This window comes from Streptococcus infantis, from assembly GCF_019929665.1.
In the GTDB taxonomy this organism is placed as follows: Bacteria; Bacillota; Bacilli; order Lactobacillales; family Streptococcaceae; genus Streptococcus; species Streptococcus infantis_H.
On record NZ_JAHZPZ010000001.1, the window covers coordinates 117,485 to 134,161 of the forward strand.

The 16,677-nt window shown below is 39.0% G+C and carries 15 protein-coding genes and 2 pseudogenes; 12 read left to right on the forward strand and 5 right to left on the reverse strand.

From position 1 onward, the window contains the following. Positions 1 to 237 precede the first annotated feature (237 nt). From K1I61_RS00570 to K1I61_RS00580, 3 genes are all read left to right on the forward strand, one after another. Entirely contained in the window at positions 238 to 996 is a 759-nt protein-coding gene (locus K1I61_RS00570) for an ABC transporter ATP-binding protein (protein WP_006152604.1), read from the forward strand. A 1-nt stretch (position 997) separates the two neighbouring features. Next, entirely contained in the window at positions 998 to 2,989 is a 1,992-nt protein-coding gene (locus K1I61_RS00575) for an ABC transporter permease (protein WP_223332651.1), read from the forward strand. Positions 2,990 to 3,567: 578 nt separating this feature from the next. Then, positions 3,568 to 4,617, forward strand: a complete 1,050-nt coding sequence (locus tag K1I61_RS00580) for a DUF389 domain-containing protein (protein WP_223332653.1) — start codon at positions 3,568 to 3,570, stop codon at positions 4,615 to 4,617. Positions 4,618 to 4,977: 360 nt separating this feature from the next. Here K1I61_RS00580 and thrS read toward each other — a convergent pair whose 3' ends face one another. The 3 genes from thrS to K1I61_RS00595 all read right to left on the reverse strand — a co-directional run bounded on the left by thrS (position 4,978) and on the right by K1I61_RS00595 (position 8,079). Continuing rightward, entirely contained in the window at positions 4,978 to 6,921 is a 1,944-nt protein-coding gene (gene thrS / locus K1I61_RS00585) for a threonine--tRNA ligase (protein ID WP_223332654.1), read from the reverse strand. Positions 6,922 to 7,008: 87 nt separating this feature from the next. Then, positions 7,009 to 7,413 (reverse strand): hypothetical protein, encoded by a 405-nt coding sequence (locus K1I61_RS00590; RefSeq protein WP_223332655.1) that lies wholly within the window; start codon positions 7,411 to 7,413, stop codon positions 7,009 to 7,011. Between the two features lie 291 nt (positions 7,414 to 7,704). Then, positions 7,705 to 8,079 (reverse strand): hypothetical protein, encoded by a 375-nt coding sequence (locus tag K1I61_RS00595; protein WP_223332656.1) that lies wholly within the window; start codon positions 8,077 to 8,079, stop codon positions 7,705 to 7,707. A gap of 205 nt (positions 8,080 to 8,284) precedes the next feature. Here K1I61_RS00595 and rpsO point away from each other — a divergent pair, with 205 nt between their 5' ends. The 9 genes and pseudogenes from rpsO to K1I61_RS09030 form a co-directional block, all read left to right on the forward strand. Beyond that, positions 8,285 to 8,554 (forward strand): 30S ribosomal protein S15, encoded by a 270-nt coding sequence (rpsO, locus tag K1I61_RS00600; RefSeq protein WP_001018251.1) that lies wholly within the window; start codon positions 8,285 to 8,287, stop codon positions 8,552 to 8,554. Positions 8,555 to 9,157: 603 nt separating this feature from the next. Beyond that, positions 9,158 to 10,204: a FecCD family ABC transporter permease gene (locus K1I61_RS00605; protein WP_223332657.1), complete on the forward strand. Its 1,047-nt coding sequence runs from the start codon at positions 9,158 to 9,160 to the stop codon at positions 10,202 to 10,204. A 1-nt stretch (position 10,205) separates the two neighbouring features. After that, a complete protein-coding gene (locus tag K1I61_RS00610) occupies positions 10,206 to 10,961 on the forward strand; it encodes an ABC transporter ATP-binding protein (protein ID WP_223332658.1) in 756 nt (251 codons plus the stop codon). Between the two features lie 18 nt (positions 10,962 to 10,979). Beyond that, a complete protein-coding gene (locus tag K1I61_RS00615; protein ID WP_223332663.1) occupies positions 10,980 to 11,990 on the forward strand; it encodes an ABC transporter substrate-binding protein in 1,011 nt (336 codons plus the stop codon). Then, positions 11,971 to 12,666: an alpha/beta hydrolase-fold protein gene (locus K1I61_RS00620; protein WP_223332665.1), complete on the forward strand. Its 696-nt coding sequence runs from the start codon at positions 11,971 to 11,973 to the stop codon at positions 12,664 to 12,666. Before K1I61_RS00615 ends, K1I61_RS00620 begins: the two co-directional genes overlap by 20 nt. Positions 12,667 to 12,818: 152 nt before the next feature. Next, positions 12,819 to 14,162, forward strand: coding sequence for a DEAD/DEAH box helicase (locus K1I61_RS00625; protein ID WP_223332666.1), 1,344 nt, complete (start codon positions 12,819 to 12,821; stop codon positions 14,160 to 14,162). Positions 14,163 to 14,345: 183 nt separating this feature from the next. After that, positions 14,346 to 14,546: a hypothetical protein gene (locus K1I61_RS00630; protein ID WP_223333177.1), complete on the forward strand. Its 201-nt coding sequence runs from the start codon at positions 14,346 to 14,348 to the stop codon at positions 14,544 to 14,546. 91 nt (positions 14,547 to 14,637) lie between these two features. Next, a pseudogene (locus tag K1I61_RS00635) lies at positions 14,638 to 14,832 on the forward strand (IS3 family transposase); the annotation flags it as partial. After that, positions 14,825 to 14,896 (forward strand): annotated as a pseudogene (locus K1I61_RS09030) (IS3 family transposase); the annotation flags it as partial. The pseudogenes K1I61_RS00635 and K1I61_RS09030, both read left to right, overlap by 8 nt. A 92-nt stretch (positions 14,897 to 14,988) precedes the next feature. Here K1I61_RS09030 and K1I61_RS00640 read toward each other — a convergent pair. Both K1I61_RS00640 and K1I61_RS00645 read right to left on the reverse strand, forming a co-directional pair. Continuing rightward, entirely contained in the window at positions 14,989 to 15,990 is a 1,002-nt protein-coding gene (locus tag K1I61_RS00640) for a sensor histidine kinase (protein ID WP_223332668.1), read from the reverse strand. Continuing rightward, complete coding sequence (locus K1I61_RS00645) at positions 15,980 to 16,663, reverse strand: response regulator transcription factor (RefSeq protein ID WP_223332670.1); 684 nt, start codon at positions 16,661 to 16,663, stop codon at positions 15,980 to 15,982. Before K1I61_RS00645 ends, K1I61_RS00640 begins: the two co-directional genes overlap by 11 nt. Positions 16,664 to 16,677 lie beyond the last annotated feature (14 nt).

Here is a 16,677-nt window from a genome sequence, read left to right on the forward strand (position 1 = left end):
TTGTAATCTTACAAAAATGTAAGATTACTGGCCTCTTTTGTAAGATTATGTTATGGCAAGCCATCTTTTTTTGGAGTAAACTTAGAGCATAAAGAAAAAGGAGAGGAACCATGAAAACAATTTTACAAAAGAAAGATACAAGTAAACTAAGTCCAAAGGATATCGAGCGAGTTCAAATCGGCATTCAAATGATGCAGGCTCAGTTTCAATTAATGGGATATTAAAAAGGAGATTATCATGACACTATTAGATGTAAAACACGTTCAAAAGATTTATAAAACACGTTTCCAAGGCAACCAAGTAGAAGCCCTGAAAGATATTCATTTTACTGTAGAAAAAGGCGACTATGTTGCCATCATGGGTGAGTCTGGTTCTGGGAAATCTACTTTACTCAATATTCTCGCTATGCTTGACAAACCAACTCGTGGTCAGGTCTTCCTAAACGGAACAGACACAGCTACCATTAAAAATTCTGAAGCATCAAGCTTCCGTCGTGAAAAGTTAGGCTTTGTCTTCCAAGACTTCAATTTGTTAGATACGCTTTCTGTTAAAGACAATATCTTACTCCCATTGGTATTGTCTAGAAAGCCTATTACAGAAATGATGAAAAAATTGGTGGTAACAGCTGAAAATCTTGGCATCAATCAATTGCAGGAGAAGTACCCTTATGAAATCTCTGGTGGACAAAAGCAACGGGTAGCAGTAGCACGGGCTATCATCACAGAACCAGAAATTCTCCTTGCTGATGAGCCAACTGGTGCCCTAGACTCTAAATCATCTGCAGCCCTCCTTGATATCTTTGATCAGATCAACGAGCAAGGGCAAACCATTCTCATGGTGACCCACTCAACAGCTGCGGCCAGCCGTGCAAAACGTGTTCTTTTCATCAAGGACGGTATTCTCTATAATCAAATCTATCGTGGTGAAAAGACGGATCGTCAGATGTTCCAAGAAATCTCTGACACCTTGACTGTTATGGCAAGTGAGGTGAACTAGTATGTTTCGATTAACCAATAAGTTGGCCATCTCCAACTTAATTAAAAACCGCAAACTCTATTATCCTTTTGCTTTGTCTGTCATTTTGGCAGTCACTATCAGCTATCTCTTTTACTCCCTAGCCTTTAATCCTAAAATTGTGGATTTACGTGGTGCATCTGCTATACAATTTACCCTACAACTAGGGCTTGTCGTTGTGACACTTGCATCTGCCATTATCGTGCTTTATGCCAACAGTTTTGTCATGAAAAATCGCTCCAAAGAACTGGGTGTATATGGCATGTTGGGCTTAGAAAAGCGCCATTTGATTGGTATGACCTTTAAGGAACTCTTGATATTTGGGCTAGTAACAGTCACTGCCGGGATTGGAATTGGTGCCCTCTTTGATAATCTGATTTTCGCTTTGCTACTTAAACTTGCAAAGATGAAGGTAGAGTTAGTTGCAACTTTCCAATGGTCTGTAGTGCTTTCAATCCTTCTGGTATTCGGTTTTATCTTTTTAGTCATCGTTTTCCTGAACGCTGTACGCATTATCCGTATGGATGCTCTTCAGCTTTCTAGAGAAAAAGCGAAGGGTGAGAAGAAGGGGCGTTTCCTAGTTCTTCAGACGCTTGTAGGGCTAATTACTCAAGGTGGTGGCTACTACCTAGCACTAAGCGTAACAGATGCTTTCAAAGCTGTCGCTACTTTCTTTATTGCGGTTATGTTAGTTATTGTAGGGACCTATCTCTTATTCAATGCTGGTATTACAGTTTTCTTACAGTTGCTCAAGAAAAACAAGAGATATTACTACCAACCTAATAATCTCATTTCTGTTTCTAACCTTATCTTTCGTATGAAGAAAAATGCTGTCGGATTAGCAACCATTGCCATCCTTTCAACCATGGTTTTGGTTACTATGTCTGCAGCTACTAGTATCTACAACGGATCTGAGAATATGAAAAAACTCATGTATCCTCACGATTTTGATGTTAAGGGACAACATGTAGAAGTTGAGGATTTAGACAAGCTTTTGACTCAATACGCTAGCGAAAAGAACCTAACCATCAGCAATAAGGACGTCCTCAATTATGCAAGTTTCGGTCTTTCGAGTCAAGAGGGGACCAAATTAACCATCTTTGAAAAAGGGCAAAACAATGTCATGCCTAAGACAGTCTTCCTGGTTTTTGATCAAAAAGATTATGAAAAAATGACTGGACAAAAGCTGAACCTTACTGGTAACGAAGTAGGACTTTGGGCTCGAAATGACCAACTTAAAAATCAGAAAGCATTTAGTCTGAACAATCAGAACTATACAATCAAGGAAGCAATCCAGCAGGATTTTATTGCCAATCATGTTTCTAATCCCTATGTACTATTGGTATCGGATTATAACTATCTTGTAGTAGCTGATATTCAAAGTTTTTTGGAACAGTACCAGGATTCAGCTGTATACACACAGCTCTACGGTGGTATGGATGTAACAGCTAGTCTAGAGGAACAGTTAAAGCTATCTGATGATTTTGAGGAGTTTGTAAATAATTTTAGTCATAATCTCAAAAATGAAGACGGCATGGTTTATGGTGGAGGCACTGCAAGTGACGCAATTGCCCAAATGAATGCTCTCTTTGGAGGAGTTCTCTTTATTGGTATTTTCCTCTCTATCATCTTTATGATTGGAACTGTACTCGTTATCTACTATAAACAAATCTCAGAAGGTTATGAGGATCGTGAACGCTTTGTCATCCTACAAAAAGTGGGCTTGGATCAAAAACAAATCAAACAAACCATTAACAAGCAGGTCTTGACTGTTTTCTTCCTCCCTGTAATCTTTGCTTTCCTACACTTGGCTTTTGCCTATCATATGTTAAGTTTGATTCTTAAGGTCATTGGGGTAGTAGATACAGCTATGATGTTAAGTGTAACACTTTCTATTTGTGGTATCTTTGCCCTCATCTACGTACTTATCTTTATGATTACTTCAAGAAGCTATCGTAGAATTGTTCAAATGTAAAAACAGAAACATCAAAAAAGAGAGTGGGACAGAAATCGTTAATTCGGTAGAATTCGATTTCGTCGTCCCACCTCCGCACAGTTGAGTAGGGCTGTAAAAGCTGATGAAATCAGCGTAGTAGAACCCACTCAACCACTGCGTCTTGCTCGACAATCCAAAGACAATTGAGAGGCTAGGACTTTTGTCCCGGCCTCTTTTTTAGTAGCTAGGATTTTGTACCAGGTTTTATCTCTTATTTCTCAACACGTGATTTGTTGGCGATATCAGCTAGGATTGCTGCTACAAACTCATCATCTTTTAAACATTAAAACGGTATCTACTTTCAGAGGAGATATCGTTTTTCTTCTTCGGATAAGGATACAAAAATTTCTTCCTTTCTCTATCTTTTAAATTAATTGATTTCTTCAGAGAAAGACTGTAAAATTTTTGATATAATATGTAGGATGGACTGATGGATATTTAAAAGATAATGTTCAAAAGAATCATAGCTAAGAATTAAAAATATGTCAGTTTAGACAGAAGTCTCTTTACCATCATCCATGCAGAACCAAGATTATATGAAATAAAAGGAGTAACCAATGTCCGGAAACTATTCAACACGTGAATTCCGCGAGAAACTATATGATGACCTTCATGTTCGATTAAGAGATACACTGATTTTGATGTGTTCGATTTTTATTGCTTCTATAGGTCTAAATATGAATTCAACAGCTGTCGTTATTGGAGCCATGCTGATTTCCCCTCTTATGACACCGATTGTTGGACTGGGGTTTGGTTTAGCTATTTTTGATACGCGTTTAATCAAGCAATCTCTAGAGGTTTTATTTACTCAAGTATTGGTCAGTTTGCTTGTATCGACTCTGTATTTCTGGATTTCTCCCTTATCTTATGCAAGTAGCGAGTTGATTGCACGAACCTCTCCAACCATTTGGGATGTTCTCATTGCTATCGCGGGTGGGATAGCAGGTTTCATTGGTTCAAGGAAAAAAGAAGCAAACAATATCGTACCAGGAGTAGCCATTGCAACAGCTCTGATGCCACCTATCTGCACTGCAGGATATGGTTTAGCTAATGGAAATGTACGATTTTTATTTGGGGCTCTTTATCTTTTCTTGATCAACTGTGTCTTTATCATGCTAATCAACATTGTTGGAACAAGAATTTTTATGAGAAAATCTCCCTTAAGTTCATTTAATGAGCTAAACATTAAAATGAAAATTGGGTTGATATCCTTGATTGTATTATTGGTCCTTCCAGCCAGCTATTCAGCAGTCACTCTGACGATGGATCAAGCGCGAAAAGAAGGGATCAAACAGTTTGTAGAAAATGAGTTCGCCAATCATACGGTCATTAATCAAGTCTACAAGTCAAGTAGCAATGAATTAGTCTTGACGGTTGTTGGAGGTCCGATTTCAGAAGAAGAATTAGAAACCATTCGCCAAAAACAAGCCTCTTACGGTATTCAATCTGTTCAATTGAAAGTCAAGCAATTCAACAATTCGGCAAAATTAGATAGTGAGGCGACCAAGGAATTTTACGAAAACATTGACAAGTATATCGAACAAAAACTCTCTGAAAAAGATTTACAAAACGATCGCGCAAAAGAAAATGAAGCAGACAAGGACTGAGGATAGTCAACTTATCTAACTCATGGAAGCAAATCTTGGGAGGATATCCTATATCCAAAAGTTAATGGATAGAAAGGATTGTTGATGAGAATATCATTTGTGGTGGTTTGACCAATCACTACTAGCTCAGGTGAAACAAAATATAAAAAGGCGGTGGGACAGAAATCGATAGACAAAGTCTCGATTTCGTAGTCCCAGCCCCGCGAGGATGATTAGGAGCTTTTTGGAGTCTAAAAGACGAACAAAAAGTTCAATCAGCTACCGCGTCAAAGTTTGATTGCTAATAAAAAGTGAGGTCGGGATCTTTTGTCCCAACCTCTTTTTTAGGTAGCTGAAATTTTTATCCCAGGTTTTATCATTTTATTTCTCAACACGAGATTTGTTGGCGATATCAGCTAGGATAGCTGCTACAAACTCATCAACTGGGACAGTTTGTGTTTCTTTTTGGCCATAGCGACGAACGTTTACGGCTTGCTCTTCCATTTCCTTATCACCAACGATTAATTGGTAAGGAATCTTTTGAGTTTGAGAAGCGCGAATCTTGAATTGCATTTTTTCATTACGTTCATCCACATCAGCACGGACGCCACAATCACGGAGTTTCTTAGCTACTTCCCAAGCGTAATTCACGTGTTTTTCGTTCGAAACTGGGATAAGAGTCACTTGGTGAGGTGCAAGCCAAGTTGGGAAAGCACCTTTGTAGTTTTCAATCAAGATAGCTGTAAAGCGTTCCATGGTTGAGATAACACCACGGTGAATCATAACTGGGCGATGTTCTTCACCATCAGCTCCGATGTATTTAAGGTCGAAGCGTTCTGGAAGCAAGAAGTCAAGCTGGATGGTAGAAAGGGTTTCTTCTTTACCAAGGGCTGTCTTCACCTGGATGTCCAATTTTGGTCCGTAGAAGGCAGCTTCCCCTTCAGCCTCAAAGTAATCCACGCCCATCTCGTCAAGGGCTGCACGAAGCATAGTTTGAGCATTTTCCCACATCTCATCGTTATCAAAGTATTTGTGAGTATCTTGAGGGTCACGAAGAGAGAGGCGGAAGCGGTATTCGTTTAGGTTGAAGTCCCCATATACATCAATAATCAACTGAAGGGCACGTTGGAATTCTTCTTGGATTTGTTCTGGAGTCACAAAGAGGTGACCGTCGTTAAGAGACATTTCACGCACACGCTGAAGACCAGTCAAAGCACCTGATTTCTCATAGCGGTGCATCATCCCGATTTCAGCGATACGGATTGGCAACTCACGGTATGAGTGTACATGGTGTTTAAAGACTTGGATGTGGTGTGGGCAGTTCATTGGACGAAGAACGAATTCTTCACCGTCACCCATGTCCATAGTTGGGAACATATCTTCTTGGTAATGATCCCAGTGACCAGAAGTCTTGTAAAGCTCTACAGAAGCAAGTGGTGGAGTGTATACGTGTTGGTAGCCAGAAGCCAACTCTTTGTCGACGATATAGCGTTCCAATTCACGACGGATAGTGGCACCATTTGGCAACCAGAATGGAAGACCTTGACCAACTTCTTGAGAAATCATGAAGAGATCAAGCTCTTTACCAAGTTTACGGTGGTCACGTTCCTTAGCTTCTTCACGCATTTGAAGGTAGTTCTTCAAGTCTTTCTTGTCGAACCAAGCTGTACCGTAGATCCGTTGCATCATAGCGTTGTCGCTATTTCCACGCCAGTAAGCACCTGCTACATTGAGAAGGTGGAAGATTTGGATACGGCCTGTTGATGGGACGTGTGGCCCACGGCAAAGGTCTACATATTCACCTTGACGGTAGATGGTCAAACCACCTTCATCTTCAGAGTGTTCTTCAATCAATTCCAATTTATATGGGTCGTTCTTGAAGATTTCACGCGCCTCGTCTTTAGTCACTTCTTCACGGATAGATGGGAAGTTTTCTTTAACGATTTTTTGCATTTCTTCTTCGATACGAGGAAGGTCTTCGTTAGAGATTTGACCAGCTTGGTTATCTGTATCGTAGTAGAAACCATCTTCGATAGCTGGACCGACACCCAAATGAATGTCTGGGAAAAGGCGACGAGCAGCTTGAGCGAACAAGTGAGCAGCTGAGTGACGCAAGATTGGAAGAGCATCTTCGTGATCGGGTGTCACGATTTCGATGCTTCCGTCTTCAGTAATAGCACGAGTGGTGTCAATCAATTTGCCGTTAAACTTACCAGCAAGAGCTTTTTTAGCTAGGGAATTGCTGATAGATTGGGCAATTTCAAAAGTAGTAACGCCAGATTCGAATTCACGAACAGCGCCATCAGGGAAAGTAATCTTAATCATGGTTTTCTCCTTAAAAATTTATCGTATTTTAAAATAGAGGTTTGAAGAAATAGAGATGGGTTAGTTATAAAGAACAATAATATTTGCTTATCTAACTGAATGATGCTTTAACATTTTCATTCTACAAATAAAACAAACTGTAGAAATAAGTAAATAACTTACCAAGGAAAGGATTAAAGACAAATATTGCTCATCAGTCATTTCACCACTCATGTATATCCTTATCGGATAGCTTCTTAGTGCATTGAACAGATAAATCCCAGCAGTAAGACTTAGAAGATATCCTGCTATAACGAGTCTCTTTTTCTTAAAAAACATTAAGATGCCGAGAAAAGGAGCAAGAAATGGTATAAGAGGAACAAATGCAAAAAATGAAAAGACAACAATGTACTCCAAGCCCCATAGACTAAGAGTTTTCATTAGCCATACATAGACTATTAGGTAGATACAGGTAATCACCCAGGGCAATACTTTCTTCATATCAACCTCCATATTCAATTTTTGTTTATATTCTATCCTAAGCCAGTAATGATAGTTCTCCAAACAAAAAGCGACATCCTAAAAAGGACGTCGCAACGTGGTTCCACCTTCATTTATGTTCCTCAAAAAAGAGGGACACCTCTGATTGGCTTTAACGTAGCCACCGTTTTATGTTTGCATAAAAGTCAGTAGAGTAGTATCAGTTTAGGCTTCCTATGCGTTCTCAGCAACCACGCACTCTCTGGTAGAAAGGGTCTAAGTGACTTGTCTCTATGCATTATTATAGCATGATTGTGAGATTTTTCAAGGATTTTGTGAAAGTTTTTTCCTTTTCAGTTTTTGCACTAGATTCTTAATAGCGGCACCGACAGCCATACCCGCGAGGGCAAAGATTTCATAGGCTAGGAAGTAGAGAAGGATAAATTCTCCGAAAGTAATGATGGTAAAGCAAAAGAGCAAGCCAACTCCAATTAACCACCAAACTGAGAACTTGAAACGATAAGAGTAGCATAGTGATACTATGAAAGTCACCAGTGGAGAGAAGATAATAACGTTGCCGATGGTGAGCTCCTTTAAGGTAGAGTTGACAGAAATAGTCCATAATAACAGCTCATAAAGTGGCCAATAAAAGAAAAATATGACCAGGTAGTAGGGGAGATATTGCGAGAATTTACGCATGATAATCACCTCTCTTTTCAAGATGTCAACTTAGATATCCTTCCTATAACTATTATAGCACTTTTGCGGTAAGAATAGTAAATCAGTTGACAAAGAACTTAGTTCTTGGTAGAATAAGAAATGTCGTAAAGACAAATAACTTCTTCTTGGTTACAGGCATGCCAACCTGTCACTCGGATGAAGCCAAATAAAAAGGAGAAACATCATGGCAATCTCAAAAGAGAAAAAAAATGAAATCATTGCACAATATGCACGTCACGAAGGTGATACAGGTTCAGTAGAGGTTCAAGTTGCTGTCCTTACTTGGGAAATCAACCACCTTAACGAACACATCAAACAACACAAAAAAGACCACGCTACTTACCGTGGATTGATGAAGAAAATCGGTCGCCGTCGTAACTTGCTTGCATACTTGCGTAAAAACGACGTTAACCGTTACCGTGAGTTAATCAACTCTCTTGGACTTCGTCGTTAATCTTGCGTCTAAAACGTTTCTATACTTCGTTGGCTTCGCCTCGATGTACCATCAGTACAATCTTCGGCTTGCCGCCTAGTCTACAAACGTTTTATCCAGCAAGAATCAAGCTCTCTAGATTCAGAGGGCTTTTATTTTTTGCCAAGTGCTTAGGCCGTGTTCAATTGAGCACATCTTGAAAATAAGGCTACTCTAGTTGAGTAGCTTTTTATTTTTGTCACCTTACCTCGATATACTCAAGTATAATCTTCGGTTATGGTTCCTAGCACTGTAAGGTAAAATAAACCAGAATGATCTCCCTTCGGGGAGATTTTTTGTTTCACTAACATTTTTGTACAATCTTCGGCTTGCCGCCTAGTCTATAAACGTTTTATCCAGCAAGAATCATGATGCTAAGGTCGTGTTCAATTGAGCATATCTTGAAATAAGGCTACTCGATTGGGTAGTCTTTTTGTTTTTATGTATTTTAGCCCAAAATCAAATCAGCCCTCTGACTTCAGAGGTTTTTTACTATATTTTTCTAGTCTTGTTCCTGATTTAGAAATGTGGTATACTAATTATGAAAATTGTCTAAATTTTTAATTTTTGTTAAAGGAGGGTTTCATGCTTTCCAAATTTTCTGGAAGCCATAAAAACCTGAGATATTGTTTTTTACTAGCTATCCTGTTAGGAGCTTTGGGGATTTCTCTGTTTCTGGCAGTTTCTATGGGGTCTGTTCAAATTAGCTTGAGTGATACCTATCGGATAATTTTGAGTCAGTTAGGGGCTCCTTTTGAGATAGGAGACATTTCAAAGTCTACGCTTGCTATTGTTTGGAATATGAGATTGCCACGGGTTTTTCTTGCTTTGATTGTTGGTGCTGGCCTCTCCATGTGTGGTAGTGTCATGCAGTCAACGGTCAACAATCCAATAGCAGAACCCTATGTATTAGGAATTTCAGCCGGGGCAACCTTTGGAGCAACTTTGAGTATTATTCTTGGATTTAAAGTTATGATTGGTCTAGGTTCTTTCCTAGGAGCGATTTTAGCAACAGTTGCAGTTCTTCTCATCGCATCCATGCAAGGTAGAATGACAACTTCTAGCTTAATCTTATCGGGTACGGTAGTGAATGCCCTATTTTTGGCTTTTTCAAACTTTATTATCTCTATCGGGGCCAATGCTGATAGCGTTATGACCATCAAGTTTTGGACCATGGGTTCTTTAGCGGGGACCTCATGGGCTCACTTAACCTTGCCAACTATAATCGTGGGAATCGCCTTTTTATTTTTCTCTACACAATATCGTGTTTTCAATGCCATGATGATGGGAGATGAGGTGGCTTTGACTTTGGGAATTCCCTTGCGTTTTTACTGGTATCTCTACGTGACGATTGTAGCTGTGATGACGGCAGTCCTAGTTTCGACTTGTGGGATCATCGGTTTTGTCGGTTTGATTACACCACATTTGGCTCGAAGTTTGGTTGGTACAAATTACAAAAGGCTTTTTCCTATAGCAACCTTACTAGGAGCCCTCTTTGTCGTCTGGGCAGATGTCTTTGCTCGCGTTTTGATTCAAAATGCTGAACTACCGATTGGAATTTTCACAGCCCTAGTAGGTGCACCTTTCTTTATCTACATGGTTGCAAGTAGACGAAGGGAGGTGAGAGTCTGATATGGACTTAATGTGCCAGGATATTCACTTTGGAATCGGAGAAAAAAAGATTCTCAAAGGAGTCTCACTTAAACTTGAGGGAAACCAATTTCATACTATTTTGGGACCAAATGGAAGTGGAAAGACCAGCTTGCTGAAACTCTTTTATCGACAGGAAAAGCCGAATCAGGGCTTGATTTCTTTAGATGGGAAGCCTCTAGACCAAATGAGCGTCAAAGAAACGGCAAAGCAGATGGCAGTTATCACGCAGTTTAATCAACTTCAGTTTGATTGTACAGTTGAGGAGATTGTCATGCTGGGTAGAACTCCCCATCTCTCTTTCTTGCAAAAGGAAAAAGACAGAGATTTTGCTTTGGTTGAGGATGCGCTGGTCAAAGTAGACATGTTCGAAAAGAGAAATCGACTCTACTCTTCTTTGTCAGGAGGAGAGAAGCAGCGGGTTCTGTTAGCACGCGCTTTAGCCCAAGAACCGACCCTCTTGCTCTTAGATGAACCGACCAATCATTTGGATATCAAGTATCAGCTAGACTTATTGACCATTGTCAAAAATCTTCAGATCAATGTGCTAGCTGTCTTGCATGATATTCAGCTGGCTTGTCGCTATTCAGACTATCTCTATCTAATGAAAGAAGGGGAGATTGTTTACCAAGGTTCTCCAAAAGAGACCATCACACCCGAGTCATTGCAGGCTGTCTATGGCGTTCAAAGTAAGGTAACTTGGACAGAAGATCAGCAAGCCATGATTCACTATTTATAAGATTTAAAGGAAATTAACATGAAAAAATCACTTAGTATTTTACTTGTAACAGTAGCTGCCTTATCTTTGGCAGCTTGTGGTAACGCATCTAAAGAAACATCATCTGCACCAGCTACAACAGAAGCTAGTCAAAAAGCTAATACAGAAACCAGCTATCCTGTAACTATCAAAACTTATGATGCTAAAGGAAACGAAGTCGAACAAGTCTTTGAAAAGGCACCTGAAAAGGTCATCACCAACAACCTTTCAACGACTGAAATCCTACTTGAACTCGGTTTGAAGGATAAAATTGCCGGTATGCTCAATCCTGATAATGCGGTAACTGGTAAATATAAGGAAGCAATTGAAGCCATCCCTCATATTGGTGATAAAAAATCAGTCTCACAAGAAACTGTTCTTTCTTATGAACCAGATGCCTTGATGGGACGGAACATGATGTTCTCTGAAAAGTCAATGGGAACTATCAGTGCTTGGAATGAAAATAAAATCCCTGTTTATACGCAAAAAGCTTCACTTTCAACTATCCAACAGGATTTGGGAAATATCGTAGAAGATGTGAAGAATCTTGGTACCATTTTCAATGTCCAAGACAAGGCGAATCAATACGCAGAGCAATTGCAAGCTAAAATCGATGCGGTTAAAAAAGTTAACCCAGAAACACAAGGTGAAAAGAAAAAGGCTTTGATTATGGTAGCCTACAATGACGAAACTTTTGGTGCTTACAAGTCAGCCCTTCAAGAAAGCTTGCTCAACCAACTTGGTTATACCAATGTCGCAACAGGAACATCTGGTTTGACCTTGGAAAACTTAGTATCAATGGATCCAGAGTTGATTATCTATGTAACCAGCGATCGCAATCAAAAGTTGGATGAAAAAGCAGTGGATTTGATGAAGGCAAATCCTGTTTTGGAAAATGTCCCAGCAATCAAAAATCAAAAAATCATGACTATCTCTTACGATGAGTTGATGGATTACGGTCCTGCAGTGATTGATTCCCTTGAAAAAATCAATGACTTTATCAAGAAATAAGGAGTTTAACTGGGAAGGGATTCAAGTTAGGATCAGTCTTCCTTCAAGCTATGATCCTCAACAAGCCTACCCAATGATTCTTTTAAATGATGGACAATTGGACTATTTGTCAGACCTATCCCAATCCGTGATTTTGGTGGGCTTGATTCCAGAAAATCGTCTGGATGACTTTACACCCTGGCAGTCTGATGCATTGAGAGAAGGGGTTCCAGATTTTGGTGGGAAGGTAGACCAATACCATCAGAAGCTCTTTCAAGGAATTTTAAAAATTCTAAAAAAAGACTATTTGCTTGATGAAAGTCGAATTGCTTATGGTGGCTATTCACTGGGTGGTCTTGCTGCTGTCTATAGTCTCTATAGTAGTTATCTTCCTGCGACCTGTATCTTTTCTATCTGTGGTTCCTTCTGGTATCCTGATTTTACAGAATTTTGCAGGGAATATGACTTGATAAAGAATCAAAGCCTGATTTATTTGCAAAATGGTCAGACAGAAGGTGCCAATCATTCCAATCGTCTGTCTAAGGCTCCTATTTATGCCAGAAATCTACATGATCTGATTTCAGAGAAAGTCCCTTCGACTTATTGCACATTTGATGCTTATGGGCATCATGAAGCTCTTAAGGAACGTTATCATCATTTTTGTGATTGGCTGAAAGACGAGTGGAAGCTCAATTAATCCTATAACACTCCTTGTTCCTTGTAACTAGGAGTGTTTCTTATGTATGCTTGGTTGTTAAAATGTTCATGATATTATTCTTGACGGAAATCCATCCCCTGTAATGGACTAAATTATGGTATAATGAGTAGATAGATAGAATCGAGGAAATTATGTCATTTACACAATTTAAATTTAAAAAATATATAGAAGAAGCCTTGGAGGAGTTGAAATTTACGACTCCTACCGAGGTTCAGGAAAAGTTGATTCCCATTGTCTTGGCAGGTCGAGACTTGGTTGGTGAATCAAAAACAGGTTCAGGGAAAACTCATACCTTCTTGCTTCCAATTTTCCAACAGTTGGATGAAGAGAGTGACAGCGTGCAGGCAGTTATCACAGCTCCAAGTCGTGAGTTAGCGACTCAGATTTACCAAGCTGCTCGTCAGATCGCATCACATTCAGATGTTGAGATTCGTGTTGTGAACTATGTTGGTGGTACAGACAAGGCCCGTCAGATTGACAAACTGGCAAGTAACCAGCCCCATATCGTTATCGGAACTCCAGGTCGTATCTATGACTTGGTCAAGTCTGGTGACCTTGCTATTCACAAGGCTAAGACCTTTGTAGTCGATGAAGCCGACATGACCTTGGATATGGGATTCTTGGAGACGGTTGATAAGATTGCAGGAAGTCTTCCAAAAGACTTGCAGTTTATGGTCTTTTCAGCGACTATCCCACAAAAACTACAACCATTTTTGAAGAAATACTTGTCCAATCCTGTCATGGAGAAAATCAAGACCAAGACAGTTATCTCTGATACCATTGACAACTGGTTGATTTCGACAAAGGGTAGAGACAAGAACGCTCAGATTTATGAGTTGACTCAAGTCATGCAGCCGTATCTCGCCATGATTTTTGCCAATACAAAAACTCGTGCGGATGAATTGCACAGCTACCTAACAGCTCAAGGATTAAAGGTGGCTAAGATCCATGGAGACATTGCTCCTCGTGAACGTAAACGTATCATGAATCAGGTGAAAAATCTTGATTTTGAGTATATCGTAGCGACTGACCTAGCTGCGCGTGGGATTGACATCGAAGGTGTCAGCCACGTTATCAACGATGCTATTCCACAAGACCTGTCCTTCTTTGTCCACCGTGTTGGACGAACTGGACGTAACGGTCTACCAGGTACAGCCATTACCCTTTACCAGCCTAGTGACGACTCAGATATTCGCGAATTGGAAAAATTGGGTATTAAGTTTACTCCGAAAGTCGTCAAAGATGGAGAGTTCCAAGACACTTATGACCGTGACCGTCGTGCCAATCGTGAGAAAAAACAGGAAAAACTGGATATCGAAATGATTGGGCTGGTCAAAAAGAAAAAGAAAAAAGTCAAACCAGGCTATAAGAAGAAAATTCAATGGGCGGTCGATGAAAAACGCCGGAAGACCAAGCGTGCTGAAAGTCGTGCCCGTGGACGTGCAGAGCGCAAAGCTAAACGCCAAACATTTTAGAATTGAGACAGTAGAACCAAGTGGTTTTACTGTTTTGGATAGTTCTACATCTGGATTGTCAGAATTCATAAGTAGATGATGTTAAAAACTTAAAATTTAATCAGATCATTCTTTTAAATTTCTGAAGTTTATAATATACTTAAATTAAAAGTAGATTATTGGAGAAGGTAAATGAAAATAAAAATGAAAGATTTTATTGCTGGGATTGGTGAAATAAATGTTATTGTTTATTTGATATATGTGTGTACTGGTCTCGCTCCTCTCTTTCATATATTGGTCATCGGTTCAGAAGTGAGTACTGGAAAAATAGTTTTAACTATCTTAGGTATACTTTACGTTATCCTTTTAACGATTGCTAGAATTTATCGAAAGTTTTTCTGGTAAGAATTATCATGAAATATTAAAATCCCATCAGAAATTTGAACTGCACCCCAAAAGTTAGACAGAAAAAATCTAACTTTTGGGGTGTTTTATTATGAAATTGAATTATGAAGATAAAGTTCAGATTTATGAACTAAGAAAGCAAGGACAAAGCTTCAAAAAGCTTTCGAAAAGATTTGGTGTGGATATTTCTGGTCTAAAATACATGATGAAATTAATTGACCGTTATGGCATAGATATCGTCAAGAAAGGGATGAATCGTTATTATTCTCCAGAACTAAAACAACAAACGAATTAAAGTCAAACTAAAAGGACTTAGCCCTGTGCAATACAGAACTAAATCCTTTCAATAATTATTTGTTCAATTTTTGGGGGTCAGTACAGCTTTCCTTTTTGGTATAAAATATGTGCTTTCTATGACTAGGCAATTTTCTTAATCGAAAAATTACGAAATAGAAAGAGAGATTTCAAATCCATGCATCCATTCGGATTTTACTACGATGTCGATTTTTAAAGCATCTGCTAATTGTTTGACAAGATAGAGACCCATGCCTGTTGATTTTTTCCTTGTCTCTCCTGAATCACCTGTAAATCCTTTTTCAAAGATATGAGGGAGGTCGCAAGCTTTAACTCCACACCCATTATCCCTAATAATCAGGGTTTTGCGCCCCTTGTCACTTGACATAGAAATCTTGAGTTCTGGTTTGTCAGAGCTATATTTAAGGGCGTTGGCTAGTATTTGAGACAGGATAAATCCAAAACTGCGTTGATCAGTGTAGCAGATTCCTTGTATGTTCTCTAACTTAATCGTAAAATTCTTTTCTTTGAGCAAGGGATCAAAGTTCTCCAAAAGATCTTGGATACACTCTTCTAGGTCAAGGTCTTCAAATAGAAAATCATTTTTCTCACTTTTCACCCTGTAGTAGAATAGGATCTGTGATACATTTCCTTGGATTTGATTTTTCACATAGTCCAATTTAAAAGCAGTATCCTCAGGTAGTTGGTCACTTTGATTGTCTAAAAGGAGGGAAAGAAGCGATAAAGGAAGTTTAATCTCATGCGCCCATTTTTCAACATAGTCCTCGTACTCGGCTAGTAATGAGTTGATTTTTCCTATTTGAGCCTGCTTTTGATAAAGGGTATCTGCTATTTTTTCAATGCTTTCTTTCTCTGAGGCACTTGATAAATTCAATAATTCAAGCTCAGTATCGATCTTAGGGTTGGCTATGAAGGATTTATAAGCAGCGGATTTTTTTCTTTCTTTTCTTATAAGTAAGAATGATAGGATGAAAAAAAGCAGGACGGTGGCTAAAATATAGAGAAGGATGAGAGCTTGAAATATTCTCACATCTGAAAGCCAAAGCAGGACAGCTGTGAATAGATCAAATGCTAAGAGAACAAGTAACCAAGGCAGATAACTAGCTAGATATTTTAGGTTATGTTTCATCTGGACTTACCTCTTCTAGCTTGTAACCAATACCTCTGACGGACTTGACTTTAAGGGCAATGCCAGCCTGTTTCATCATCTTTTTCAGCCTTGCAATGTTTACTTGTAGGGCATTTTCATCGATGAACTCAGTTGTATTCCACAGTTTCATGCTTAGTTCTTCTTTTGTGACGACAGAATCAGTTGCCACTAATAAGGTTTCTAACAATTTCCCTTGGTTTTTAGGGAGTAAAATCGAATGTCCGTTGATATAAAGAGTATAGGTATTTCTATCCAGCAGGAAATTATCTTTTTCAAGCAAATTTTGTCTACCTTCATAGCGTTTCAAGATGTTTTCTATACGAGCCAAAAATCTTTCTTTCTTGAAAGGTTTTGTTAGATATTCATCTGCCCCTAATTTCAGAGCGTAGATTTCATCTTTTAATTGTTCACGAGAGGTGAGAACCAATATGGGAACAGAGCGTTTTGATTTGAGATTTTTACAAATTTGAAAGCCAGTTTCTCCCGGTAAATTCAAATCCAGTATGATTAGATCTATATCATATTGCAGCACTTGCTGGGTTGTATCTTTGAAGTCAATCAACTTATCAACTTGGTAACCAGCTTTCTCTAACAAGATAACAATTTCATCTCGAATCAAGGCTTCATCTTCAATAACGAGAATATGCTTCATATTGGTTCCTCCTT